The sequence below is a fragment of the Specibacter cremeus genome (assembly GCF_003946885.1).
Taxonomy (GTDB): domain Bacteria; phylum Actinomycetota; class Actinomycetes; order Actinomycetales; family Micrococcaceae; genus Specibacter; species Specibacter cremeus.
The window spans coordinates 21,733-46,835 of record NZ_RWKQ01000030.1 but is presented as its reverse complement, the minus strand read 5'-3'; the positions used below and the strand labels follow the sequence as shown (position 1 = coordinate 46,835).

The following is a 25,103-nucleotide window of genomic DNA, read 5'->3' as shown; positions in this document are numbered from 1 at the left end:
ACTACAATAAATTCCGTGGAAAACAATCTGCCTGGAAAGTCGCCGCAGGGACCCCGGCCGGGCGGCACCGAGCCCGTCGCACCGATCTCCAAGGCGCGTGCGTCAGTACTGGAACGGCTGCGCGGCGCCGCCGCTCCGCTGAGCGTCGACGCCCTGGCGGCCGCGACCGGGCAGCACGCGAACACGGTCCGCGAACATCTTGAGGCGCTGGTCGCCGCCGGACTGGCCACACGGACGACGGCGGCACGCGCCGGCCGCGGCCGGCCCGCCTGGCTGTACGCGCCGGCCCTGCCCGACGCCGCGCCGGCCGGCTATGCCGCCCTGGCGGGCGTCCTCGCCGCGCACATCGCGGCGACCAGCACCTCGCCCGCCGCGGACGGGGAACAGGCCGGACGCCAATGGGCCGACGCGCTCCGGGGGGCACGGCCACTGCCGGGGGTCGCGCCCGCTGCCCGCCGGCCCCGGGCGGTCCGGCTGCAGGTGGCCGAACACCTTCGGCAGGCCGGCTTCGGCGTGGACGCCAACCCGGCCGCCACGGAACTGGCGCTGACGGTCTGCCCCATCCTGGCGGCCGCCCGGAACAACCCGGACGTCGTCTGCGCCGTGCACCTGGGTCTGGTGCGCGGACTGCTGGAGGGCACCGGGCTGCCGGCGGAAGGCGTCCGCCTGGTCCCCTTCGCCCGCCCAGGATCCTGCGCGCTGCACCTGCCGGCCACGGCCGCCTCGTGAACGCCCGGGCGATCGGGGCCACGAGTCCCCGCCGGCACCCGTCCGTCCTGCGCAAACCCGCCATCCGGCTGTTGTTCCTGCTGCCGGCCGGCGCGGCCCTGCTGGTCGGGTTGGATGCGGGCCTGCAGCTGCTCGGCGCGTCGGCACCCGTCACGCTGGACAGGTTCCCCGAGATCCACGGCATGCTGCTCGTGCTCGGCTTCGTCGGCACGGTCATCGCGCTGGAGCGTTGTGTGGCCCTCGGCAAGCCGGCCGGCTACCTGTCCCCGGCGCTGCTGGGCGTGGGCGGCCTGCTGCTGGTCGCCCCGCTCCCCTTGTGGATCGGTCGGGCGACGTTGCTGGCCGGCACCATCGCCATGACCGTCGTCTACATCCCGCTGTGGAAACGCCAGCAGGACTCCGTGGTGCTCATCCAGATCCTCGGCTCCGTCGCCGCCATCGGCGCGGCCGCCCTGTGGCTGCGGGTGCCCGCCATCCCCGTGATCCTGCCGTTCCTGATTGCCTTCGTCGTGCTGACCATCGCCGGCGAACGGCTGGAACTGGCCCGGATCGGGATCGGCAGCCCGAACGCCGAGCCGCTGCTCGTCGCGTTGTCGTTCGTGCTGCTGGCCGCCACCGTCATGACGATCCTGTGGCCGGCCGCCGGGTATCCGCTCTTCGGGCTCGGCCTGCTCGCCCTGGTCGCGTGGCTGGGCAGGCACGACGTCGCCGTGAAGACCATCCGGTCCACCGGGCTGCCGCGCTACATTGCCGCCTGCCTGCTGGCCGGCTACGGCTGGTTGGCGATTGCCGCCGTCGTGCTCAGCCTGCACGGCGGCGTCCCCGACGGCGGCGCCTACGACGCCACCGTGCACGCAGTGTTCCTCGGCTTCACGATCTCCATGATCATGGCGCACGCCCCGGTCATCCTGCCGGCCGTGCTGCGCAAACCGCTGCCGTACACGCCCGCGTTCTGGCCGCCGGCCGGCCTGCTGCACCTGTCCCTGCTGATCCGGCTCGGCCTGGGCGACGCGGCCGGCGTGCATGACGCGTGGGCGAGCGGCGGCGTGCTCAACGTCGCCGCGATCCTGCTGTTCGCCGCCCTTGCCGTCCGGCAGGGCACCCGCCCGTCGCAGGTGGCGGCATGAACCGGGCCAGCTGGCACCTGCGCGCCAACGCTCCGGCCGTGGGCTGGCTGGCGGCGCTCGTGGCGGTGGTGCTCATCCACCGCGATATCCCGGACTCCGGCTGGCTCATGGTGCACCTGCTGTTCCTCGGCGCCGTGACGAACTCGATCCTGGTGTGGAGCTGGCACTTCGCCGAGGCGCTGCTGCGCGGGCCGTCGCTGCCGCGCACCGGGCTCGCGGCGCGTCTGGTGGTGCTGAACGTGGCCGTGGCCGCGGTCGTCGTCGCGGTCCCGGCCGGCTGGTGGTTCCTGACCCTGGCCGGCAGCGTCCTGGTGGGCGGGGCCGTCGCCGCGCACGCCGTGGCGCTGGGATTGCGGGCGCGCACCGCCCTGCCGTCACGGTTCGGCGCCACGGTCCGGTACTACATTGCCGCTTGCCTGCTGCTGCCCGTCGGCGCGGGCGTGGGGGCGGCGCTCGCGGCGAACCCGGGCGAGGAGGCGCACGCCCGGCTGCTGCTGGTGCACCTGACCGTGAACGTACTCGGCTTTGTCGGCCTGACGGTGCTCGGCACGCTCATGACCTTGCTGCCCACCATGCTGCGCACACGCGTGGCCGACGGCGCCGACTCGGTGGCGCGCAACGCCCTGGCGCCGCTGCTGGCCGGCGTCCTCATCACGGCGTCCGGGGCCGCATCGGGTGCCCGTCAACTGTGCTTCCTGGGCTTGCTCGTGTACCTGGCCGGGGTGGTGTACGTGTGCGTGCCGCTGCTCCGGGCCGCCCGGGCGAAACCGCCGACGACGTTCGCCCCGGCGTCCGCGCTGGCCGCCCTGGCCTGGCTTGCCGTATCGCTGGTCTGGCTGGCGGCCCTCGTGGCGACGGCGGGCGGTTGGACGGATCTGCACGACGCCATCGGGACCGTCGCGCCCGTGTTCGCGGCCGGGTTCGCCGCCCAGGTGCTCGGTGCGGCGTTGACGTACCTGGTGCCCATGGTGCTCGGCGGTGGGCCGGCCCGGGTCAGGCAGCGGGCGGCCATCCTGGACAGGGCCGCCTGGCTGCGCGTCGTGCTGGCCAACGCCGGCCTGCTGCTGTCCCTGCTGCCGGTGCCGTCCCTGGTGCGCGTCGGCACGTCCTTCCTGGTCCTGGTGGGGCTGGCCTGGCTGCTGCCGCTGCTGGTCATGGCGCTGGCCGCCAGGGCCCCCGTTGCGGACGCGGACGACGCCGGCGCGCACCGTGGGCGCGATGCCCGCCGCGCGCCCGACCCGGCCCCGCGCCGCCGGTTGGGCATGGCGGCGGCCGGTGCCGCCGTCGTCGTCCTCACAGTGGTGGCCGGCGTGCTGGCCGACCCGTCCGCCGTGCCGGGGCTGGCGGGCACGGGGCGCCCGGCCGCGGCGGTGGCGGCCAGCGGGCACACGACCACCGTGACGATGACCATGAAGGACATGCGCTTCCACCCGTCCACCGTGGACGTCCCGGTGGGGGACCGGCTCGTCATCGAATTGACCAACCAGGACGCCATGGTGCACGACCTGGTCACGGCCGGCGGCGCCGAATCCGGTCGGGTCTACCCGGGCAAGTCGACCACCGTCGACGTGGGTGTGATCGGGGCCGGCATGGACGGCTGGTGCAGCGTCGCCGGGCACAGGCAGCAGGGCATGGTGTTCAGCATCGTGGCCACGGGCTCCCCGACCCCGACCCCGGCCGGGGCCGGCGGCATGCCCGGCATGGACCACGCGGGCGCCCCGCCTGCCGCGCCGAACGCGGCGGGCCTGCTGGACTTCCTGAAGGACCCCGGCGCCGGATTCACCGCGCACGACGCCGTCCTGCCCCCGGCGCCGCCCGGCACGGTGCACAACCTGACCATGAAGGTGACCGAGCAGGTGCAGGAGGTGGCCGTGGGCGTGAAGCAGAAGCTGTGGACGTTCAACGGCGCGGCGCCCGGGCCCACGCTGCGCGGGAAGGTCGGCGACACGTTCAAGGTCACGCTCCTCAACGACGGCACCATGGGCCACTCGATCGACTTCCATGCCAGCGCGCTGGCCCCGGACGGGCCCATGCGCACCATCAACCCGGGAGAGCGGTTGACGTACACGTTCACGGCCACACGCGCCGGGATCTGGATGTACCACTGCAGCACCATGCCCATGAGCCAGCACATCGCGAACGGCATGTTCGGGGCCGTGATCATCGACCCGCCAAACCTGCCCCCGGTGACCAAGGAGTACGTGCTCATCCAGTCCGAGCTGTACCTGGGACCGCAGGGCGGCGTCGCGGACCTGGCAAAGATCCAGGCGGACAAGCCGGACGCCGTGGTCTTCAACGGCTACGCCAACCAGTACGACTTCCGACCGCTCGCGGCCAAGGTGGGCGAGAAGGTGCGCATCTGGGTGCTCGACGCCGGGCCCAACCGGGCGACGTCATTCCACGTGGTGGGCGGCCAGTTCAGCGCGGTGTGGAGCGAGGGCCGCTATCTGCTGGACGGATCCGACGACCCCACGGCCGGGTCGCAGGCGCTGGCGCTGGCCCCGGCCCAGGGCGGCTTCGTGGAGCTTTCGTTCCCCCAGGCCGGCAGCTACCCGTTCGTCTCGCACTACATGGTCGACGCCGAACGCGGCGCCCATGGGGTGTTCAAGGTGACCGGCTGACGGTTGAGCAAGCCTCCGGTGTTTGAGCAAGCCTCCGGTGGTTGAGCTTGTCGAAACCCCTCAATGAATGCGGTTCTCGACGCCGGGCACCCTGTCTGGCAAGATTCCGGCATGGAGAAACTTGTGCCGTCGCCGGCCGCTGTCGCCGCCTTTGATGCTCTTGCCGCAGACGTGGCGAATGCCGGCGTCACGGTGGGAAAAATGTTCGGTGCCACCTCGTTGATGGTGGGCAGCAAGGCGATCGGTTGCCTGCACGGTGACGCCGTCGCGTTCAAGCTGGGACGGGAGTCCTCGGGGCATGTCGAAGCCCTCGCCCTGCCGGGCGCCGCACTCTTTGACCCGTCCGGGATGAACCGGCCGTTCAAGGACTGGGTGGTGGTGCCGTTGGCGTCGGCGGGGCACTGGCCGTCGTTTGCGGACGCCGCGCTGGCCTTCGCGGAAGGCTGACCGCGGCGGCCGACGCAGCATGCCGGATTTCTTGAGCTGTGAAAGCGGGACAAGGATGGGTGCGGACGGGATGCAGGGCAGCGGGACCCAAGTGGTTATCGCTGGCGCCGGGCCGGTGGGGCTCATGCTCGCCTGCGAGCTTGGCAGGGCAGGAATTGCCCCGCTCGCCCTTTGGCACGCTGACGCTGCGGCCGAACCCGCTGCGGACCAATTCCCTGAAGGTGGTGCTGATACCGCAACGGCGCCTTGAGGAACTGCTTGAAGGCCACGCCTGTGCCCTGGGCGCCGAGATCCGCCGCGGGCATGCCGCCACCGGTTTTCATGACGACGGCGGCCCCGTGGCCGTGGACGTCGCCTCTGACGGCGGCACGTACACCGCGGATGCTGGGTTCCTGGTCGGGTGCGATGGGGGCGCACAGCTTCGTGCGCCACCACCTCGGCGTCGCATGTCCGGGTGCCCCGGCCGGGATCAAGGGCGTAGGCGGCACCGGATACGGTCGTGCACAGTCCGTTGGCCTCCGAAGGATCCGCGCTCCGGCATTGCTCGAGCGCGAATTCCAGGCACAGGCGCCGTCCACGCGGGGTTGCGAGCAGGTCCGGCGCTGACATGGCCATGGGGCCACACTGCCCGGCACGGACAACGCCGCCGGGCATGGTAGGCGACGGCGGACGGGACCGTGCCGACGCCGGGTGCGCCGGCGGTCTTCGCCATGGCAAGGTGCGCCGGCGGCATTGTGGCCGGGATGGCCGGGAGGTCAGTCCCAGATGTTGTCCCCGCGCAGCGTGGCGTCCGCCCCGCCGTCGGTGTAGATGGTCTGCCCGGTCGTGTGGGTGTTTTCCACGCTCGTCAGCCAGGCCAGCAGCCGGGAGATGACCACGGCTTCGGAGTGGTAGTTCAGCGGCATGGGCACGTTGGCGTCCACCATGGTGCGGCCTTCCTCGGTGGCCAGCAGCTTCTCGGTCATCGGGGAAATGACCGTGCCGGGGGCCACGGCGTTCAGCGGGATGCCCGCCCCGGCCCAGCGCTCGGTGATGCATTCGCGGCGCACCCAGCGGCTCAGGGCGCGCTTGCTGGAGGGGTAGTTGAGGTAGCCGGGGCCGGGGCCCTCGGCGGCCAGCGCGGCGCCGATCGCCACGGCGGCCTCCTCGTCGCCGGCCAGCAGGGCCTCCACCAGGTCGGGGGAGTTGGGCTGCAGCGAGGCCATGGAACTGACGACGGCGGCACGCGGGGCCGGACTCTTGGCCAGCACGGGTGCCAGGTGTTCCAGGAACTCGGTGACGCCGAAGTAGTTCACGCTGACGGTCAGCGGGATGGGGGCGGAGATGCCGGCGCAGGCGATGACGGCGTCAATGCTGTCGCCGGCCAGCTCGATGGCCTTCTCGGCAGCGGCCTTGCGGCCTGCACGGGTGCCCAGGTCGGCTTCCACCTCGGCGCCGCGCAGGTCGACGCCGATGACGGTTTCGCCGCGTTCGCGCAGCAGGGCCGCGGTGGCGGCTCCGATGCCGGATCCGGCCCCCGTGACGACGTAGCTGCGGGGTGTGGTTGTGCCTGTCATGTCATTGCTCCTTGGATGTGGTGAACGGGGTGGTGGGAGGCCGTTTGCTGTTGCCGATTCGGGTGGACAGGGCAACGGTGGATTGTTCGAACCGGCCCAGCAGGCGGAGGAATGCCACCCGGTCGGCGTCCGGCCAGCCCTCGAGCAGCTCGTCGACCAGGCCGGTACCGGCCCTGACGAACGCGGCGGCCACCTGCCGGCCGGAACCGGTCAGCTCGACGAGCTGGGCCCTGGCATCGCTGGGGTCGGGGACGCGCCGGGCGAGCCCCGCCGCGTCAAGGCGGGCCATGATCTTGCTGACGTTGGACGCTCCTGTCACCATGGCCCCGGCCAGCTGGGACGGCCTTTGCGGTCCGTCCTTGGAGAGGATGGTGACCATGGTGATGGCCCCGGGGTCCAGGTCCACGCCCTCTCGGGCGGCCACGGCGGTCAGGAATTCCGGGGCCGTCCACTTCGCCAGCACCCGGGTGAGCGAGGCGATGAGGTCCGCGCTGAACCCGGGGCCGCGGCCCAACGCCGGTCCGTCCGTTTCGGGCCCCGGGAGGCCTGTTGGGTCAGGCACGGGTGCCGCCGTCAACGGGCAGCACGACGCCGGTGACGAAGGCCGCTTGATCGGACAGCAGCCACGCCACGGCGTTGGCGATCTCCTCGGGCCGGCCCAGGCGCTTCATGGGCACCTCGGCCACATATCCGGCCTTCGCGTCGGCGGGCAGGGAGACCAGGGACGCGGTTTCAATCGCGCCGGGTGCCACCGCATTGACGCGGATCCCGTGTACCGCGGTCTCCCGCGCCACGCTGCGGGTCAGGCTGACCACCCCGTGCTTGGAGGCGCCGTAGGGTGTCAGCCGTGGCGTGGCCGAAATGCCGGCAATCGAGGCGACGTTGACAATCGCGCCGCCCCCATGGCCGCGGAAATGGGCCACCTGGGCCTGCATGGCCAGGAACGTCCCCCGCAGGGTGACGTTCAGGCTGCGATCCCACTCCTCCAGCGTGACGTCCTGGATTTCCTTGGGCATGGCCCCCACGCCGGCGTTGTTCACCGCCAGGTCGAGGGTGCCGAAGGTGGCGAGCGTGAACGTTGTCATGGCGGCGACGTCGTCGGGCCGGCTGACGTCGGCATGCGCGTAGGCCGCACGACCCCCGGCGGCCGTGATGAGCGAGACCGTTTGCGCGCCCGCCTCGTCATCGATGTCCGAGACCACCACGGCGGCCCCTTCGGCGGCGAGGCGCAGGGCGATGGCGCGGCCGATTCCGGCGCCGGCTGCAGTGACGAGGGCGGTTTGGTGTCGTCGCGACACTAAAAGCCGGGGGTGCCCGTCGTTCGCCCGCGAGAATGTGCGCCCGCCCACCCCGTCCGGTAAACTCGGCGGGTAAGACCCCTTTGAACAACCCCAGCGCTGCGCCGTGTGCGCGACGGGCCGGGGAGACACGCCAAGGGGTATTTTCGTGTCCGGGATGCTGTTCGGCGGAACGACCGCCGGCCAGGGCAGCGCCCGGCCAACTTTTGAGCAAGGGGGAGGATCCCATGCCTGCAATCGTGATCGTCGGAGCCCAGTGGGGCGACGAGGGCAAGGGCAAGGCCACGGACCTGTTGGGCGGCCGCGTCGACTACGTGGTGAAGCCGAACGGCGGCAACAACGCCGGGCACACCGTCGTCGTCGGTGGTGAGAAGTACGAGCTCAAGCTCCTTCCCGCCGGCATTCTGAGCCCCAACGCCGTCCCGATCATCGGCAACGGCTGCGTGGTGAACCTGGAGGCGCTCTTCGACGAGATCGACGGCCTTCAGGCCCGCGGCGCCGACACGTCCAAGCTGCGCATCTCCGCCAACGCCCACCTGGTGGCCCCCTACCACCAGGTGCTGGACAAGGTGACCGAACGGTTCCTGGGCAAGCGCGCCATCGGCACCACCGGCCGCGGCATCGGCCCGGCCTACATGGACAAGGTGGCCCGCCTGGGCATCCGCGTCCAGGACGTGTTCGACGAATCGATCCTGCGCCAGAAGGTGGAGGGGTCACTGAAGCAGAAGAACGAGCTGCTGGTGAAGGTCTACAACCGCCGCGGCGTGCTCATCGACGAGATCGTCGAGTACTTCCTCGGCTACGCCGAGCGCCTGCGCCCGCTCGTCATCGACTCCACGTTCGTGCTCAACGAGGCGCTCGACGCGGGCAAGGTGGTGCTCATGGAGGGCGGCCAGGCCACGTTCCTGGACGTCGACCACGGCACCTACCCGTTCGTGACCTCCTCCAACCCGACCGCCGGCGGCGCGTCCGTGGGCTCGGGCATCGGCCCCACCCGCATCACCCGCGCCGTGGGCATCATCAAGGCCTACACCACCCGCGTCGGCGCCGGCCCGTTCCCCACGGAGCTGTTCGACGACATGGGGCTGTACCTGCAGAAGACCGGCGGCGAATACGGCGTGAACACCGGCCGGCCGCGCCGCTGCGGCTGGTACGACGCCGTGCTGGCCCGGCACGCGTCCCGCGTGAACGGCTTCACCGACTACTTCGTCACGAAGCTGGATGTGCTCACCGGCATCGAGAAGATCCCCGTGTGCGTGGCCTACGACGTGGACGGCGTGCGTTTCGACGAGATGCCGATGACGCAGACCGATTTCCACCACGCCAAGCCGATCTTCGAGTACTTCGACGGCTGGACCGAGGACATCACCGGCGCCCGCACGCTGGAGGACCTGCCCGTCAATGCGCGGGAATACGTGCTGGCGCTCGAGGCCATGTCGGGCACCCGGATCTCCGCCATCGGCGTCGGCCCGGATCGCGACCAGACGATCGTGCGGCACGACCTCATCAGCGACTAAACGCTCAAAGCAGGGGACGGGATTTGGCCGGGTTCGCGGGCGGGCAAAGCGGATAGGCTGGAATCACAGCAACCGAGCGCCAAGGGAGATGCCATGAAGGTCAGTGTCGGACAATTCAATCCCGGCGGCGACGTGGCGGACAACCTGGCCGTCATGCGCCGGCTGGCCGTCGCGGCCAAGTCCGATGGCTCCGCCCTGGTGCTCTTCCCGGAGGAGTCGATGTTCTCCGTGGGGCGGGTGCCCGGTGGTTTCACCGAGGCGGTCGACGCGCACTGGACCAGCTTCGTGCGGGGCCTCTCCATGATCGCGGCCGAGGTGGGGATCGCCGTCATCGCCGGCGGCTACGAGTCCAGCGGCGAGGCCCGGCCCTACAACACGCTGGTCGCCGTGGACGACGACGGGCGCATCCTGGACACATACCGCAAACTGCACCTGTACGACGCGTTCTCCTACCAGGAGTCCCGGCGCATCAAGCCCGGCGACGGCGGTTTGGTGATCGTCGACATCGACGGGTTCAAGGTCGGCATCATGACCTGCTACGACCTGCGCTTCCCCGAGCTGGCGCGCGGGCTGGCGGTGGCCGGGGCGGACCTGATCTGCGTGGCCGCCGCCTGGTTCAAGGGCGACCACAAGATCGAGCACTGGGAGACGCTGCTCAAGGCCCGCGCCATCGAGAACACGTGCTGGGTGGCGGCCGCCGGCACGTCCAGCGACCATTGCATCGGGCACTCGGCTGTGCTCGACCCGATGGGGCTGCCGCAGGACTTCCTGGCCGACGAGGCCGAGGGCATCGCCACCGCCGACGTCACACACCGGCGCATCGACGAGGTACGTGAATTCCTTCCCGTGCTGGCCAACCGCCGCCTGGAAAACAGCACCACGGTGGTGCCCGCCGGGACGTGAAAACGAGTCATTGACGGCGCCGTCGCCCATGGTTAGTGTCGGATTTAAGCAAGGAGGTGCATTGTGGACGATTCCCGGATCTGGGCAACGCTGGGTCCCCTGTACCCCGACGCCCTGGAAGATCTCCCGGTCGACGGCGAGTGGTTGGAGCCGCCGTTCGCCGACGACGACGAGGGCCGCGCCATCGTGCTCAACGACGGTGACTTCCAGTTCGTGGTCGTGGACCGGGCCATCGGTTCCGTCCTGTACGTGTGCGAGGACGACGTCTCCATCATGGCGTCCTCACTGGAGACGATGGACCGGATCGTGCGGATGTGGGGATCCATCGACCGCGACGTCCCCGGGCCGGAGCGCGACGAGGAGTTCGCCCAGGTCACGAAGGTCTTCGAGACCGAGCTGCAACGCATCGACCCGCGGGCGGCCGCCCGCAACGAGTTCTGGCACCTGTACACCGAGGAGCTGACCAGCGCGGACTACGGCGGCGAGGACGACGAACTCGATGAGGATGAGTTGGAGTCCGACGACGATCTCGAGGACGAACTTGAGGAAGACGAGGACGACGAGTACCTCGACGACCGCTACGACGAGGGTTTCGGACGCGACCGCGAGGACGAATACGCCGACTGACCGGTGATTGAGCCTGTCGAAATCCGGCGGTGGTCGAGCCTGTCGAGACCTGTTGAGCCCGCCGACTGACCGGTGATTGAGCCTGTCGAAATCCGCTACCGCCAGAGCCGCTTCGTGGCCAGTTCGGCGCCCCGGCCCAGCGCCTCGAGCTTGGCGACTGCGGCCTGGGCGGGTGCACGCGCCCGCCCAGGCCGCAGTCGGCGGGGGAATCGCTGCCGCGGCTGTACTCGCGCAGCTACGATCCTGCCTTGGCGCCCGGCAAGCCCGGTGCCCTTTTCGGCATGGCCCTGACGGAGAAGCAGGGCGGCTCGGACGTGCGCGCCAATACCACGCGAGCCGTGTCCGATGGCGACGCCACCGAGTACTCGTTCCGTCGCCTGGCGACGGCCGTCACCAAGTTCTGGGTGTGCAAGCGGGGGCCCAACCACGCCTACGAGGCGATGGAATGCCTGGGCGGCAACGGCTACACCGAGGATTTCCCGCTGGCCATGCGCTACCGGGAGCAACCGGTGATGGCGATCTGGGAGGGGACCGGGAACGTCATCGCGCTCGACGTGTTGCGCGCCCTGGGGACCGACCCGGGATCGATCGACGCGTTCCTGGCCGGGCTGGAATGTCGCTTCAACTACGGCAACCTGCCGTCGTCGTGCGATTTCGCCGGGATCCTGGCGCGGGCGTACACCGTGTCGGCGGTGTTGTAGAGTGTCCGATGCCGGTGTGATCCCCGCGGCGCGGGGATGAACCCAAGGTTTGGCGAGCGCCGGCGTGTTCCTCGGGCTGCCGGGGATTGACTTTTCAGGGTATCTCTTGAGCGCAAATTTATCTAAACAAGGTCTGGCGTGCAAACATAATCCTAGGCTACGCTGGGATCACGTTCGCGGCGGCCTTCCGACACCGGCCGCCGCGGGCCATCACTACAGATCGTAGACGGGGGACTGGCATGATCAGCGCAGCGGCACAGTCCGTATGGGCCAAATTCGATCGTGACACGCAAGATTCCATGCCGTTGTACCAGCACATGCGGGACTCCGCGGGTGTGGCTGGAAAGCTGTGGGATGAGTGGCTGCCCGCGTCGGTGAAGCGGCAGATCGGCACCGCGATCGGTGCCGATGGTGACGCTGAGGCGCGAACCCTTGCCGTTTGGTTGGCGTGCATCCACGACATCGGCAAGGCGCACCCATTGTTTGCCCACCAGGTCGAGATTCTCACGGCACCCATGCGCCGGCACGGGCTTTCGGTCCCGACGTCGGTCACGCCCGAGCAACGTATTCCGCATTCGGTGCTCAGCCACGTCATCGCCCGTACGTGGCTCTGCGACGGGCATGGATTCTCGCGAGCGCGGGCGGATTCATACGCCGTCGTACCAGGCGGCCACCACGGCGTTGCACCGGACTCGCAGGTCCTCAAGAAGGCCAAAGATGCCCAGACGCATCTCGATGCACGGTGGCACGCGGTCCAGCGCGAACTGCTCGACGATGCGGCCGCGTTCACGGGCACCCTCCGGTATCTTCCACGGTGGCGCGACCGCGGATTGTCGCCGCAAGCGCAGCTGCTCCTGACGGCCGTCGTCATCGTGGCCGACTGGATCGCGAGCAACACGGACTACTTCCCGCTTTGGACCGACGGTCCCGACACGGATCGGGTCGAACGGGCGTGGCGGGGGATCGGGCTGATCTCGCCATGGCATGTGGATGCCCTGCCCGACACGACGGACCGACTGATCACGGATCGGTTCGACCTCCCGCCCGGGTCGACGCCAAACGCCATGCAGACGGCGGCCGTCGACGCCGCACAGTCCATGAACCGCCCAGGGTTGCTGGTCATCGAGGCGGCCATGGGGGAGGGAAAGACGGAAGCGGCGCTTGCCGCCGCCGAGGTTTTCGCCGCCAAGTGGGGTTTTGGCGGGGTCATGATCGGACTCCCAACACAGGCAACCAGCGACGGGATGTTTACCCGTGTGGTCCCGTGGGTGAACCACCAAGCCGAAATCCGCGGTCCTGAGACGTGCTACAGCGTCAACCTGGCACACTCGAAGGCGGGCTTGAACGCGGACCTTTCGGCCATGCCGCGGGCGCGATCCATCCGGTCCGTCTACGACGACGAGTTTTCCGCGGGGAACAATCCGCCGGCCGCCGTGGCCCATGAATGGCTGTTCGGGCGCAAGAAGGGACTGCTGGCCGACTTTGTCGTCGGCACCGTCGACCAGATTCTGTTCGCCGCGCTCCAAAGCAAACACGTTGTGCTGCGTCATCTGGGACTGGCGGGCAAGGCCGTCATCATCGACGAGGTGCACGCCTACGACGCCTACATGGGAGTCTATCTGCAGCGCGCGCTGCACTGGCTGGCCGCCTACAGTGTCCCTGTGATCCTACTCTCGGCCACCTTGCCGGCAGGGATTCGCCGAGAGCTCGTCGACGCCTATGAATCGGGCCGCCCCACGATCACGTCTGTGGTGGCACCCACGGGGACCCGCCGCCGTCGTTCATCAACTGTGGCCGCCCGGGAAGCCTCACTGCTGGACGGCAACCCAGGCTATCCGTTGGTCATCGCCTCCGGCGGTGCGACGGTGCTGCGCGCGCCCGGGCCGTCGGGACCCGACAAGGAAGTCGAGGTCCGCGTCATCGACGACGACTTGGCATCGCTGCTGACCGTTCTCCAACCCGTCAAGGAGCAGGGCGGTTGCGTGGGCATCGTCTGCAACACGGTCCGCCGCGCCCAGGCGATGTTCGAGGCGTTGTCCCAGCATTTTCCCGACGACGAATTGATTTTGGACCATTCCCGCTTCATGGCGCCCGACCGGACGTCGATCGAGTCCCGCATCCGGACCGTGCTTGGCCCGGACGCCGCCGTCGCGGCAGCCGGTGCAGTCCGGCCACCCCGGCTGATCGTCGTGGGAACCCAAGTGCTCGAGCAGTCGCTGGACATCGACTTCGATCTGCTCGTCACCGACTTCGCGCCGGCTGACTTGCTGTTGCAGCGGATCGGCCGACTGCACCGCCGCCGGTCGCCCGTCATTCCCCGGGCGGCACATGTCAAGGACCCGGTGTGTGTCGTGCGAGGGGTCAAGGATTGGGCCGCCGAGCCGCCCACATTCGACGACGGCAGCACGGTCGTCTACGGCAGGGCCGTCCTGTTGCGCACGGCGGCGGTCCTCCGGGAGCGGATCAATGCCGGGGAGAGGCTGCGCGTGCCCACCGATATCCCGGACATTGTGCAGGCCTGCTATGGGGACGGCATCCAGGTTCCCGACGCTTGGCGAGAGGACTTCGACGCGGCGGAGGCGGCCCGGCTCGATCAACGCGACGACAAGCAGCAACGGGCTCAGGCGTTCCTGCTGGACAAGCCGGGGCAGTTTTCTGAAGGGCTGGCCATCGATCTCCTCACGAAGTACCGGGGTAACGCCGACAGTGGTGATGGAGCGGCCGAAGCACGTGCGACGGCCCAGGTGCGTGACATCGACGAGTCGCTGGAGGTCATCTTGGCGTATCGCAATGACGGCCTGCGGTTCCTGCCGCATGTGAGAGGTCACGGCGACCGTCTGCTGCCGGAGGATGTGGCCCCGGAAAACGACGTGGCTCGGTCGCTGAGCGCGTGCACGGTGCGCCTCCCCGGGCAGCTTTGTCGGTGGGGTCGGATAGACAGGGTGTTGGACGAGCTGGAACGGGACGGGATCGCCGCATGGCAGCGTTCCCGATGGCTGAAAGGACAGTTGGTGCTGGTGCTTGACGAGAACCTGAGCGCTGTTGTCGATGGGACGCGCGTGACCTATGACCCCCGCGTGGGACTGACGTGCGGAACGGAAGGGCGGGACGAGGCATGACGGCGAGTGTGCGATTCAACCTAGTCACCGAACCGTGGGTCCGCTGTTCCATGCTCACCGGCGAGGTTCGGGAGTTGTCCCTGGCCGAGGTGTTCGAGACTGCGAACCGGATCCGGCGGCTGGCTGGCGAGTTGCCGACGCAGGATTATGCGGTCCTGCGCGTCCTGCTGGCGATCGCCTACAGGGCCATGCCCGAAGTCGATCCAGTGGACACGGTGACGTATTGGCGGCGGGTATGGGAGGACCCCGGCCTGTTCCGGCGCCTGATGGCGGACTATCTGGCGGAGGTGGCCGCCCGGTTCGACCTGTTCGACCCCGTCCAGCCGTTCATGCAGGTCGCCGATCTGCACACGGCCAGTGGAAAGTACGACGGCGTCGCGCGGCTGATTGCCGACGTCCCCAGCGGCCACCAGTACTTCACGACACGCGCCGGCGCCGGGTTGGACTCCCTGGGCTTTGCCGAGGCCGCGCGGTGGCTGATCCACACCCAAGCCTTCGACCCGTCCGGCATCAAATCCGGCGCCGTCGGGGACGACCGGGTCAAGGGCGGCAGGGGTTACCCCATCGGCACCGGGTGGGCCGGGAAGACCGGGGGCATCTATTTCGAGGGTGACTCGCTGCGCGAGACGCTGCTGCTGAACCTGGACATGCGGCTGGTCGCCGCGGAAGGCTCCGGGGACGATTTGCCGGTCTGGGAACGACCGCCTCTGGCCCCGGCCGTCGAGCCGCGGCCTCGCGGATGGCGGCCGCAAGCCGTGGACGTCATGACGTGGCCCAGTCGCCGGGTGCGGCTGTTCCCTTCGGAGGGCCGCGTCACGCGGGTTCTGGTGTCCAATGGTGACCCGCTGGCGCCACAGAACATGACGGCGGACCCGCTGACGGCCATGCGATACAGCAAGCCGCAATCGACGAAGTTCAAGGAATCCGTGCACATGCCGAGGGAACACGATGCCGAACGCATGGTGTGGTCCGGTATCGGCTCGATGCTCGTCCAGCGCGAGACAACCGCGGCGGACAAGGACGGCAATGTCATGGTGATGCCGGCGCCGATTGCCACCTGGGTGTCGCGCTTGGTCGACGTCGGCGCCGTCGACGGAGACCGGATGTTGAATGCCCGGCTGGTGGGAGTCCAGTATGGAACCCAGAGTTCCATCATCGAGTCCGTCATGGACGACTCGCTGGCCGTGCACCTGGGACTTTTGGCGGAGGCGGCCGGGCCGGTGGCCGCCGTGGCCGAGACCGCCGCGGCCGAGACCGCCAATGCCATCTGGGCCCTCGGTGGATTCGCCGGCGACCTCGTGCGCGCCGCGGGCGGAGACCCGGCCACAGTGAGGGATGCCGAGCGGCAGGCGGCGTTCTTCGACGTCGACGGCCCGTACCGGGCGTGGGTCACGAGTCTGACCGGACGTGAAAATCCTGACGAAGCCCGCGAAACATGGAATGGGATCGCACGCTCGGTTCTGCGCCGACGGAGCGATCGCCTGATCGACCTGGCGGCCCCGGCGGCAGTCATCGGACGCCTCACCGCCGAGGGCAAATTGTTGTCGGTGGCGACCGCGGAGCGTTGGTTCATGGCTGCGCTGCGCAAGCATCTGCCGTTTCGCTCCGACGAGCGTGCCGAAGGCACACCTGGCACAGACGAGACATTGGATCGAGAGGAAGGAATGGCAAGTGGCAGGACAAGGTGATTTGTCGGCGCACGTGTCGGCGAAGGTATATGCGTTGCAGCGGTCCGCTACGGGTCGCAATGTCGCCGGCGATCTGGCGAACCTGAGGCGCGCGGTCAATGCCGAGCCCGGCGCTGACCCCGCCGTGTGGGAGTACACCCTGGACGGGCTGCCAGAACGGTATGTCGGCAGGACGGACGCGCCGACGGCGGGGGAGTCGGCTGTGCACGCGGCCATGACTCTGTACGCCGTCCACCAGCAGTCGAAGCCCACGTCCATGCATAAACCGGGGGTGTCCCTCGGCCGCGCCCTTGCGTTGTTGGGGCGCACCCGGTCGGTGGCGGCACAGCCGGACGCCTCGAAGGCCGTGAAACGGCGCTTCGACGCGTTGATGACGGCCGAGTCGTTCGCGGAGTTGACCTACCACGCCCGCGGCCTGATCCAGCAACTGCGGGCCGCGGACATCGCATTGGATTATGGCCGCCTGGCTGAGGACCTGCGTTTGCTGCAGCGGCCGGCGACGGCCAACTCGGTGCGGCTTCGCTGGGGGCGTGACTACGCCTTCGTCCCGTCGTCGCCGCCTTCTGACCAGACCAACCCGCAAACCACCCTCGAGGGAGAAGAAGCATGAGCAAGGTATTCGTCGACATCCACGTCCTCCAGACCGTTCCGCCGAGCAACATCAACCGCGACGACACGGGCTCACCGAAGACGGCCGTGTTCGGCGGGACGCGCCGCGCCCGCGTGTCCAGCCAGGCCTGGAAGCGCGCGGTCCGCCAGCACTTCAAGGACTACCTCGACGTGTCCGAATTGGGCACGCGCACCAAGCGCGTGGTCGACATGGTGGCCAAGCATGTGAAAGTGGCCGTCCCCGACATCGAGGATTTGGAGGCCAACACGCTAGCCGAAGACGTTCTCAAGGCTGCCGGCTTCAAGCTGGAGAAGGTCGCGAAAAAGGGCCAGGAGGATGCGGAGGGCGGTGCCCAGTCGGGCTACCTCATGTTCGTCAGCAACCTGCAGGCGCAGAAGCTGGCGGCGCTGGCCGTGGCCCACCGGGGGAACGCAGGAGCCCTTCAGAAGAAGGACGTCAAGGCCATCCTGACCGCTGACCACAGCGTGGACATCGCGCTGTTCGGTCGCATGGTGGCCGACAGTGCCGACATCAACGTCGACGCGAGCGCCCAGGTCGCACACGCCATCAGCGTCCACCCCGTCGAGACGGAGTTCGACTACTTCACCGCCGTCGATGACAGCAACACGGAGGAAGAGACCGGCGCGGGCATGATCGGGACGGTCGAATTCAACTCGTCCACCCTGTACCGGTATGCGACGGTCAACGTCGCCGCCCTGGCCCAAAATCTCGGCGATGCGGCCGCCACGACCAAGGCGACGACGTCGTTCGTCAAGTCGTTCATCGAATCCATGCCGACCGGCAAGCAAAACACGTTCGCCAACCGGACCCTGCCGGACGCCGTCGTCGTGACGCTGCGTACCCGGCAGCCGGTCAACCTGGTGGGCGCGTTCGAGGATGCCGTCGAGGCACGCGACGGCAAGAGCCGGCTGCAGGTCGCCGCCGAGCGGCTGGCCGACCAAGCTCGGGACCTTGACGCCGCCTACGATGCTTCACCGTCGCGCACCTTCGTCATCAGCCCGACGAAGGCGACGGCGGCTTTGGAAGGTTTGGGTGAAAAGGTGTCCCTGACGGGTCTGCTCGAGGCGCTCGGTGATGAGCTCACGGTTCACGTCGGGGCGATCGAGTGAGCGTACTCATGCTGAAGCTGGCCGGCCCCATGCAGGCTTGGGGCGCCGGCAGCCGCTTCGTGCATCGGGAAACCCGGCAGGAACCGACGAAGAGCGGCGTCCTCGGGCTTGTCGCCGCTGCGCTCGGCCGTCGTAGGGTGGATCCGGTCGAGGACCTGGTCGGGCTCCGGTTCGGCGTCCGAGTGGACCAGCCTGGCCAACTATTGCGCGACTTTCAGACGGCCAAGACATTGGACGGATCCAAGTCCATGCCGCTGTCGTACCGCTACTATCTGGCGGACGCTGTCTTCGTGGCGGCGTTGGAGGGCCCTTCGGCTCTGTTGGAGGGGATCGACGCAGCGCTCGACGACCCGGTGTTCCCGCTGTATCTGGGGCGGCGCTCCTGTGTTCCCTCTGCGAAGCCGTCCCTTGGTTTGCGCGACGGTGATTTGGAATCTGGGCTGCGCGGTGAACGATGGCACGCCGCGCCGTGGTACCAGCGACGCCAGAAGGCGGAGTTCGTGTCGCTGGAACTCGTCCGCGACGCAGCCGTCGAGGAAACCGGGGAATCGGTGCGCGACGTGCCTGTGAGCTTCTCGCCGGAGCGTCGCGAATACCTGTGGCGCACCGTCGTCCGTCCGGCGCCTGTGTCGATGTGGACGCCGAACGGCACGAAGGGCGCCCACCAGCCGATGGCCGAATTGGGAGGCGAGTGAATGTACCTGTCGAGATTCGGGGTCAACCCGGCGCGCCGCGGGGCGCGCCACCTGTTGGGGAACCCCCAGGCGATGCATGCGGCAGTCTTGGCCGGATTCCCTCCGGAGACCGACCGCGATGCGGGCCGTGTCTTGTGGCGCGTGGACCGTGACGCCCATGTAGCCAACCTGTACGTGCTCAGCCCCCGGGAACCCGACTTCACACATCTGGTCGAACAGGCCGGGTGGGCTACGGCGACGTGGGACACCAAGGACTACCGGCCGCTGCTGGACCGGCTCGACGTAGGCCAGCGGTGGGCGTTCCGGCTGCACGCGAACCCGGTGAAGCAGTCCGCCGACCCGGCCATGAAGGGCAAGCGTTTGCCGCACGTGACGCCGGCCCAGCAGACGCAGTGGCTGGTCGATCGCGCCGCGAGGAACGGATTCGACCTCGTGGCAGATGACGCGGGAGAGCCGATGGTGGAGGTCAGCTCGCGGACACGGGTCGCGTTTGGCCGTAAGGATCCCCACCACCCGGGCAACAAGAAACCGGTGACACTGGCGCGCGCCCAGTTCGACGGCGTCCTGTCGATTGCCGACGTCGATGCGTTTAAGAGTGCGCTGACCCGGGGCATTGGACGAGGGAAGGCCTATGGCTGTGGGTTGATGACCATCGTGAAGGCCGGGTGACAAGCCATGGCCATGGGATCGCGTCCGCCGGACCTGCCAGAACTGGTCCGGTCCAAGGATCGGCTTTCGTTCGTGTACCTGGAACGGTGCATCGTCCATCGTGACGCGAACGCCATCACGGCGACCGACGACCGCGGGGTCATCCACATCCCGGCGGCCTCGCTGGGGGCACTGCTCTTGGGTCCCGGGACGAGGGTCACCTATCCGGCCATGTGCCTGTTGGCCGACTGTGGATCGACAGCGGTGTGGGTGGGGGAGCGCGGCGTGCGGTACTACGCGCATGGCCGCTCCCTCGCCCGGTCGTCGCGGCTTCTGGAGGCGCAAGCGGCCAAGGTGACCAACCAGCGCAGTCGGCTCGCCGTGGCGCGCGCTATGTATGACATGCGGTTTCCCGACGAGGACACGTCCAAGCTCAGCATGCAGCAACTGCGCGGCCGCGAAGGGGCAAGGGTGCGCAAGATCTACAAGGAGTGCTCCGAACGGACCGGCGTCGCGTGGGGGCGTCGGGAATTCGACCCGAACAACTTCGCGGCGGGCGACACCATCAACCAGTGCCTGTCAGCAGCACACGCATGCCTGTACGGGATCGTTCATTCCGTCATCGTGGCGCTCGGGTGTTCACCGGGGCTGGGATTCGTCCATACGGGGCATTCACGGTCGTTCGTCTATGACATAGCCGACTTGTACAAGGCCGAGGTGACAATCCCCGTCGCATTTGAGGTGGCGAAGGAACTACCGGCCAACCCAGGCGCCGAGACGCGTCGGGCCGTGCGTGACGCCGTCGTCGACGGGGCAATCCTGGACAGGTGTGCTCGCGACATTCGCAGCCTGCTCATGCCCGAGGACGACACAACCGTGGCGGCCGAGTGGGAAGGGGACGTTGTTCAGCTCTGGGACCCGGACCTCGGCCAGGTTGCCAGCGGTCAGAACTACGCCCAGGAGGACGAGCCGTGGTCGTGATTGTGGTCTCGGCCTGCCCGGAGGGATTGCGTGGTGATCTCAGCCGATGGCTTCTGGAGATAAGCGCAGGCGTCTTCGTCGGACGTGTCACGGCACGGGTCAGGGATCTTCTGTGGGAGCGTGTCATTGAATTGGCCAAGGATGGTCGCGCCATCATGGTGTTTTCGGCCAAGGACGAGCAGCGCCTGGACTTCAAGGTTCACAGGAATCACTGGGTACCCGTCGACATGGACGGCGTGAACCTAATCCTTCGACCGGCGGCGAAGAAGGAGGGTGACAAGACCGGGGAACTGCGCCCGGGTTGGAGCAACGCGAGCCGGTACCGGAAAGCGGCAAGGCGAAAGTCTCCGAGTTGACGCATAGAACAAGTTGAATCTGAACGGCCCCGTTTTCGGGTATCGTTGCAGGTCAGGAAGTGTGTTCCCCGCGATCGCGGGGATGAGCCCTATCCACACAGGCGCCGGGGCAGACTCGCGAGGTGTTCCCCGCGATCGCGGGGATGAGCCCTCGGGGTCGCGCGCGGGTGCGAGGCACGTCGCGTGTTCCCCGCGATCGCGGGGATGAGCCCGGCTCTCCGCGCGCGGCTTCGTCCCACGCCGCGTGTTCCCCGCGATCGCGGGGATGAGCCCGACTGACCCACTACCTGAAGGATCGCACCATGGTGTTCCCCGCGATCGCGGGGATGAGCCCGTGTCGGTGAATTGGCCGCCGGTGATGGGGAGGTGTTCCCCGCGATCGCGGGGATGAGCCCATCACCGCACCTGTCGCCACACCTCAGGTCAAGTGTTCCCCGCGATCGCGGGGATGAGCCCAGCGTAAAGGCGACGAAAACAGAACGTCTTGAGTGTTCCCCGCGATCGCGGGGATGAGCCCGCCGTAGATTACTGGGACACGGCGTTCCACTTGTGTTCCCCGCGATCGCGGGGATGAGCCGTGTGCACTTGTGGCGCGACGTGCTGCGAAGATGTGTTCCCCGCGATCGCGGGGATGAGCCCCTCACGGACACCGGCCACGGTCCCGGACCGGTGTGTTCCCCGCGATCGCGGGGATGAGCCCGATTCGACGTGCCCGCTCGCGTTGTAGGCCAGGTGTTCCCCGCGATCGCGGGGATGAGCCCCTGATCGCCTCGCAAGGCATCCCGGCCGAGGTGTGTTCCCCGCGATCGCGGGGATGAGCCCCAGATGATCCCACGCGCGCCCCCGATGACAGCGTGTTCCCCGCGATCGCGGGGATGAGCCCGACTGCCAACCATCCGGAAATCCCGGACGGTTGTGTTCCCCGCGATCGCGGGGATGAGCCCGGCGGTCTAGGGCCGTTCCGCTGCGTGTGCGGGTGTTCCCCGCGATCGCGGGGATGAGCCCCGGATGGTGTCACCCTTGCGGATGTCCTCGAAGTGTTCCCCGCGATCGCGGGGATGAGCCCCTGACGACTGGTTGGTGGGGTGCGACCAGTGTGTGTTCCCCGCGATCGCGGGGATGAGCCCGTCGTCAACGGTGATCTGATCCTGATCCTTGGGTGTTCCCCGCGATCGCGGGGATGAGCCCGACCAGTGCCCGGCACCGCCGGCCTCGGTGCAGTGTTCCCCGCGATCGCGGGGATGAGCCTACGCCTCCTGGGAGTGGGTGCCCGCTCATTGTGTGTTCCCCGCGATCGCGGGGATGAGCCCAGGGCGACGACGATGGCGATGGCCGCCTCGACGTGTTCCCCGCGATCGCGGGGATGAGCCTGTGACGGCCAGACCGCACTTGCCGCAGTGGAGGTGTTCCCCGCGATCGCGGGGATGAGCCTCCTGGGCGTCCGCGCTGAACGGCCCCGACGCCGTGTTCCCCGCGATCGCGGGGATGAGCCCCAGTACACGTCCGCGCTGACAACATCGATGGGGTGTTCCCCGCGATCGCGGGGATGAGCCGCACCCTCGTCCGCGACCACGGTTTCGGGCTTCGTGTTCCNCCGCGATCGCGGGGATGAGCCCTGCACGCCGCCCTCGCCCTCGCCTACGAGCAGGTGTTCCCCGCGATCGCGGGGATGAGCCCGCCCAACACCAGAGGGCCCTTTCGCTCGACCAGTGTTCCCCGCGATCGCGGGGATGAGCCCTCGCGCAGCGCGGTCACGGACGGCACCACCCGGTGTTCCCCGCGATCGCGGGGATGAGCCCGCGAAATGGCTGACGGCACCACCGTCGGCAACGTGTTCCCCGCGATCGCGGGGATGAGCCCGCGTGGCGATCTCCTCGCGCTCCACGTCGCGCGTGTTCCCCGCGATCGCGGGGATGAGCCCCCCTCCATCGGTTCCTGCGCGGGTGATTCGTCCNGTGTTCCCCGCGATCGCGGGGATGAGCCCAAGAAGTTCACGGATAACAAGATCCAGCGCGGGTGTTCCCCGCGATCGCGGGGATGAGCCCAAGGCCCGTGGTGACAGGACCGCGTCCCCGGAGTGTTCCCCGCGATCGCGGGGATGAGCCCCGAATCTTGAACGCGATTGAAGGGAAGTAACAGTGTTCCCCGCGATCGCGGGGATGAGCCGTCGTGTTTTCGCACGCGTAGTAAGCGATATGCGTGTTCCCCGCGATCGCGGGGATGAGCCCGGGATGGTGGCATCTCCACGGGATCGGGTGTTGTGTTCCCCGCGATCGCGGGGATGAGCCTCTGACAGAATGTAGTGCGCTGCCCCCGCGCTTGTGTTCCCCGCGATCGCGGGGATGAGCCCTCGCGCACGGCCGTCACGGCGACGGCGGGCGTGTGTTCCCCGCGATCGCGGGGATGAGCCCACGCCGGCTACTACTTTTGGAACGCCTGACCAGTGTTCCCCGCGATCGCGGGGATGAGCCGTAGACGTACGCGAACCAGACTTCAGGCTTGACGTGTTCCCCGCGATCGCGGGGATGAGCCCCAGCCGGTCCCGGTGACGTCGAAACCGATGGCGTGTTCCCCGCGATCGCGGGGATGAGCCCGTGCTGCTGGCGATCGGCCTCGGCTCCGCCATGTGTTCCCCGCGATCGCGGGGATGAGCCCAACTGCACCGAACAGCGGTGGCTGGGTCGCGTGTGTTCCCCGCGATCGCGGGGATGAGCCCAACACAATTCTCCGGGCCTATTGTCGTCACCAGTGTTCCCCGCGATCGCGGGGATGAGCCCTTCGGCCCAATCTTCCCCCGTGTCCGTGGTGCGTGTTCCCCGCGATCGCGGGGATGAGCCCATTCCGCTCATGATTACTTCCCCTTAGATTCGGTGTTCCCCGCGATCGCGGGGATGAGCCGTCGTCCGAGTCATACGAGTACTCATCTTCAAAGTGTTCCCCGCGATCGCGGGGATGAGCCCGGCAATGAGTTCGACGCTGAGCAACTTGGGCAGTGTTCCCCGCGATCGCGGGGATGAGCCCATCGATACCTTCATCGGGCAGAAGTTTCTCGCGTGTTCCCCGCGATCGCGGGGATGAGCCCCCCCGCCCTCTGATAATCCTTCACAATGAACGTGTTCCCCGCGATCGCGGGGATGAGCCTTTAGCGATCGCATTGTCCATCACATCCTTGATGTGTTCCCCGCGATCGCGGGGATGAGCCCCCGTGGAACTCCACACTGTCCGGAATTTCCCAGTGTTCCCCGCGATCGCGGGGATGAGCCGACGAACCCATCGCCCGGAGCGCCGCGTAATGTGTGTTCCCCGCGATCGCGGGGATGAGCCCGGAACAATTGTCAGCGGAATGAGAAACGGCACAGTGTTCCCCGCGATCGCGGGGATGAGCCCGCCCGGCGCCGATCCGTCCGCAACGCCGCCCGGTGTTCCCCGCGATCGCGGGGATGAGCCGTAACCGTACGGCTAATTGCAAGTACAGGCCTGGTGTTCCCCGCGATCGCGGGGATGAGCCCTAGGTTCACCATATGGGAACTTATGGAGACGAGTGTTCCCCGCGATCGCGGGGATGAGCCCGGCCGGGTCCGCGCCCACGATGCGCGGGTAGTGTGTTCCCCGCGATCGCGGGGATGAGCCTACCAAGGCGTCTGGCGCCAGCTCGCGCATGTGGTGTTCCCCGCGATCGCGGGGATGAGCCCGGTACGCCGCCAGCATCGTCGCCGCGCAGGCGGTGTTCCCCGCGATCGCGGGGATGAGCCCCTTGAGGCGGTGGCGGCGTGATGGCCGTGGACGTGTTCCCCGCGATCGCGGGGATGAGCCCATTGCCCCATTGAGCTTGAGGTTGGCCATGTCGTGTTCCCCGCGATCGCGGGGATGAGCCTATGCCGCAAGAATCGCAATTCTCGGCAGAAACGTGTTCCCCGCGATCGCGGGGATGAGCCTATTGATGCGGCAAACACAGCAAGAACAACCCACGTGTTCCCCGCGATCGCGGGGATGAGCCCGCAACGCACCCACCGCCGAAGAGCTTGACGAAGTGTTCNNNNCCCGCGATCGCGGGGATGAGCCTCGTAGGCCTCCCGCATGGTGACCAGCATGTTTGTGTTCCCCGCGATCGCGGGGATGAGCCCCAACATCCACCCCCGAGAGGACCCCAGCCATGGTGTTCCCCGCGATCGCGGGGATGAGCCCGCCTACCATGTGGACCTGATCCTTGATGAGGTGTGTTCCCCGCGATCGCGGGGATGAGCCGGTTGTGGGCAAATCCAGGGTGAGTGCCCCGGCGTGTTCCCCGCGATCGCGGGGATGAGCCGGTTTGGAAACAGCGCCGGCTGGCCCAGTGGGTGTGTTCCCCGT

The 25,103-nt window shown here is 68.4% G+C and carries 21 protein-coding genes and 1 CRISPR repeat array; of the genes, 18 read left to right on the top strand and 3 right to left on the bottom strand.

The genetic code is table 11. The features are described from left to right. Window positions 1-15: 15 nt before the first annotated feature. The 6 genes from EJC77_RS12650 to EJC77_RS21575 all read left to right on the top strand — a co-directional run bounded on the left by EJC77_RS12650 (window position 16) and on the right by EJC77_RS21575 (window position 5,583). On the top strand, window positions 16-729 hold the full coding sequence (locus tag EJC77_RS12650; protein ID WP_205787237.1) for a helix-turn-helix transcriptional regulator: 714 nt from the start codon (window positions 16-18) through the stop codon (window positions 727-729). Further along, on the top strand, window positions 726-1,856 hold the full coding sequence (locus EJC77_RS12645; RefSeq protein WP_240630209.1) for a hypothetical protein: 1,131 nt from the start codon (window positions 726-728) through the stop codon (window positions 1,854-1,856). Before EJC77_RS12650 ends, EJC77_RS12645 begins: the two co-directional genes overlap by 4 nt. Beyond that, window positions 1,853-4,477: a multicopper oxidase domain-containing protein gene (locus tag EJC77_RS12640; protein ID WP_125613145.1), complete on the top strand. Its 2,625-nt coding sequence runs from the start codon at window positions 1,853-1,855 to the stop codon at window positions 4,475-4,477. The genes EJC77_RS12645 and EJC77_RS12640 overlap by 4 nt, the downstream gene beginning before the upstream one ends. Window positions 4,478-4,588: 111 nt before the next feature. After that, complete coding sequence (locus tag EJC77_RS12635) at window positions 4,589-4,924, top strand: hypothetical protein (RefSeq protein ID WP_125613143.1); 336 nt, start codon at window positions 4,589-4,591, stop codon at window positions 4,922-4,924. Window positions 4,925-4,943: 19 nt separating this feature from the next. Further along, window positions 4,944-5,174 (top strand): FAD-dependent monooxygenase, encoded by a 231-nt coding sequence (locus EJC77_RS21580; RefSeq protein WP_205787235.1) that lies wholly within the window; start codon window positions 4,944-4,946, stop codon window positions 5,172-5,174. Next, a complete protein-coding gene (locus EJC77_RS21575) occupies window positions 5,065-5,583 on the top strand; it encodes an FAD-dependent monooxygenase (protein WP_125613141.1) in 519 nt (172 codons plus the stop codon). Before EJC77_RS21580 ends, EJC77_RS21575 begins: the two co-directional genes overlap by 110 nt. Window positions 5,584-5,679: 96 nt before the next feature. Here the strand turns inward: EJC77_RS21575 and EJC77_RS12620 are convergent, their stop codons facing one another. From EJC77_RS12620 to EJC77_RS12610, 3 genes are read right to left on the bottom strand one after another with little or no spacing between them, the layout of a single operon-like run. Beyond that, window positions 5,680-6,480, bottom strand: coding sequence for an SDR family oxidoreductase (locus tag EJC77_RS12620; protein ID WP_125613139.1), 801 nt, complete (start codon window positions 6,478-6,480; stop codon window positions 5,680-5,682). A 1-nt stretch (window position 6,481) separates the two neighbouring features. After that, a complete protein-coding gene (locus EJC77_RS12615; protein ID WP_125613137.1) occupies window positions 6,482-7,042 on the bottom strand; it encodes a MarR family winged helix-turn-helix transcriptional regulator in 561 nt (186 codons plus the stop codon). Further along, a complete protein-coding gene (locus EJC77_RS12610) occupies window positions 7,035-7,778 on the bottom strand; it encodes an SDR family NAD(P)-dependent oxidoreductase (RefSeq protein ID WP_125613135.1) in 744 nt (247 codons plus the stop codon). Before EJC77_RS12610 ends, EJC77_RS12615 begins: the two co-directional genes overlap by 8 nt. Before the next feature lie 227 nt (window positions 7,779-8,005). On the opposite strand from EJC77_RS12610, the gene EJC77_RS12605 reads away from it, so the two are divergent. From EJC77_RS12605 to cas2e, 12 genes are all read left to right on the top strand, one after another. Beyond that, window positions 8,006-9,295 (top strand): adenylosuccinate synthase, encoded by a 1,290-nt coding sequence (locus EJC77_RS12605; protein WP_125613133.1) that lies wholly within the window; start codon window positions 8,006-8,008, stop codon window positions 9,293-9,295. A 93-nt stretch (window positions 9,296-9,388) separates the two neighbouring features. After that, window positions 9,389-10,198 carry a carbon-nitrogen hydrolase family protein gene (locus EJC77_RS12600; protein WP_125613131.1) on the top strand — a complete coding sequence of 270 codons (810 nt, stop codon included), beginning with the start codon at window positions 9,389-9,391 and terminating at the stop codon, window positions 10,196-10,198. Between the two features lie 63 nt (window positions 10,199-10,261). After that, window positions 10,262-10,825: an SUKH-4 family immunity protein gene (locus EJC77_RS12595; protein ID WP_164520405.1), complete on the top strand. Its 564-nt coding sequence runs from the start codon at window positions 10,262-10,264 to the stop codon at window positions 10,823-10,825. 248 nt (window positions 10,826-11,073) lie between these two features. Next, on the top strand, window positions 11,074-11,526 hold the full coding sequence (locus tag EJC77_RS21110) for an acyl-CoA dehydrogenase family protein (RefSeq protein WP_240630207.1): 453 nt from the start codon (window positions 11,074-11,076) through the stop codon (window positions 11,524-11,526). Window positions 11,527-11,765: 239 nt separating this feature from the next. Next, complete coding sequence (gene cas3, locus EJC77_RS12580; RefSeq protein ID WP_125613129.1) at window positions 11,766-14,645, top strand: CRISPR-associated helicase Cas3'; 2,880 nt, start codon at window positions 11,766-11,768, stop codon at window positions 14,643-14,645. Between the two features lie 8 nt (window positions 14,646-14,653). Beyond that, window positions 14,654-16,333, top strand: coding sequence for a type I-E CRISPR-associated protein Cse1/CasA (gene casA, locus EJC77_RS12575; RefSeq protein WP_164520404.1), 1,680 nt, complete (start codon window positions 14,654-14,656; stop codon window positions 16,331-16,333). After that, window positions 16,317-16,943, top strand: coding sequence for a type I-E CRISPR-associated protein Cse2/CasB (gene casB / locus EJC77_RS12570; protein WP_164520403.1), 627 nt, complete (start codon window positions 16,317-16,319; stop codon window positions 16,941-16,943). The genes casA and casB overlap by 17 nt, the downstream gene beginning before the upstream one ends. Next, on the top strand, window positions 16,940-18,073 hold the full coding sequence (gene cas7e, locus EJC77_RS12565) for a type I-E CRISPR-associated protein Cas7/Cse4/CasC (protein WP_125613123.1): 1,134 nt from the start codon (window positions 16,940-16,942) through the stop codon (window positions 18,071-18,073). The genes casB and cas7e overlap by 4 nt, the downstream gene beginning before the upstream one ends. A gap of 8 nt (window positions 18,074-18,081) precedes the next feature. Beyond that, the gene (cas5e, locus tag EJC77_RS12560; protein WP_240630205.1) at window positions 18,082-18,768 is read left to right on the top strand and encodes a type I-E CRISPR-associated protein Cas5/CasD; all 687 of its coding nucleotides are present in this window, start codon (window positions 18,082-18,084) and stop codon (window positions 18,766-18,768) included. Next, complete coding sequence (cas6e, locus tag EJC77_RS12555) at window positions 18,769-19,437, top strand: type I-E CRISPR-associated protein Cas6/Cse3/CasE (protein ID WP_125613119.1); 669 nt, start codon at window positions 18,769-18,771, stop codon at window positions 19,435-19,437. It begins immediately after the preceding gene. A gap of 12 nt (window positions 19,438-19,449) precedes the next feature. Further along, window positions 19,450-20,397: a type I-E CRISPR-associated endonuclease Cas1e gene (cas1e, locus tag EJC77_RS12550; protein WP_125613117.1), complete on the top strand. Its 948-nt coding sequence runs from the start codon at window positions 19,450-19,452 to the stop codon at window positions 20,395-20,397. Further along, window positions 20,388-20,753 carry a type I-E CRISPR-associated endoribonuclease Cas2e gene (gene cas2e / locus EJC77_RS12545; protein ID WP_125613115.1) on the top strand — a complete coding sequence of 122 codons (366 nt, stop codon included), beginning with the start codon at window positions 20,388-20,390 and terminating at the stop codon, window positions 20,751-20,753. Before cas1e ends, cas2e begins: the two co-directional genes overlap by 10 nt. A 61-nt stretch (window positions 20,754-20,814) precedes the next feature. Beyond that, window positions 20,815-24,750: direct repeats of the CRISPR family, unit length 28 nt; unit sequence GTGTTCCCCGCGATCGCGGGGATGAGCC. Between the last annotated feature and the right edge of the window lie 353 nt (window positions 24,751-25,103).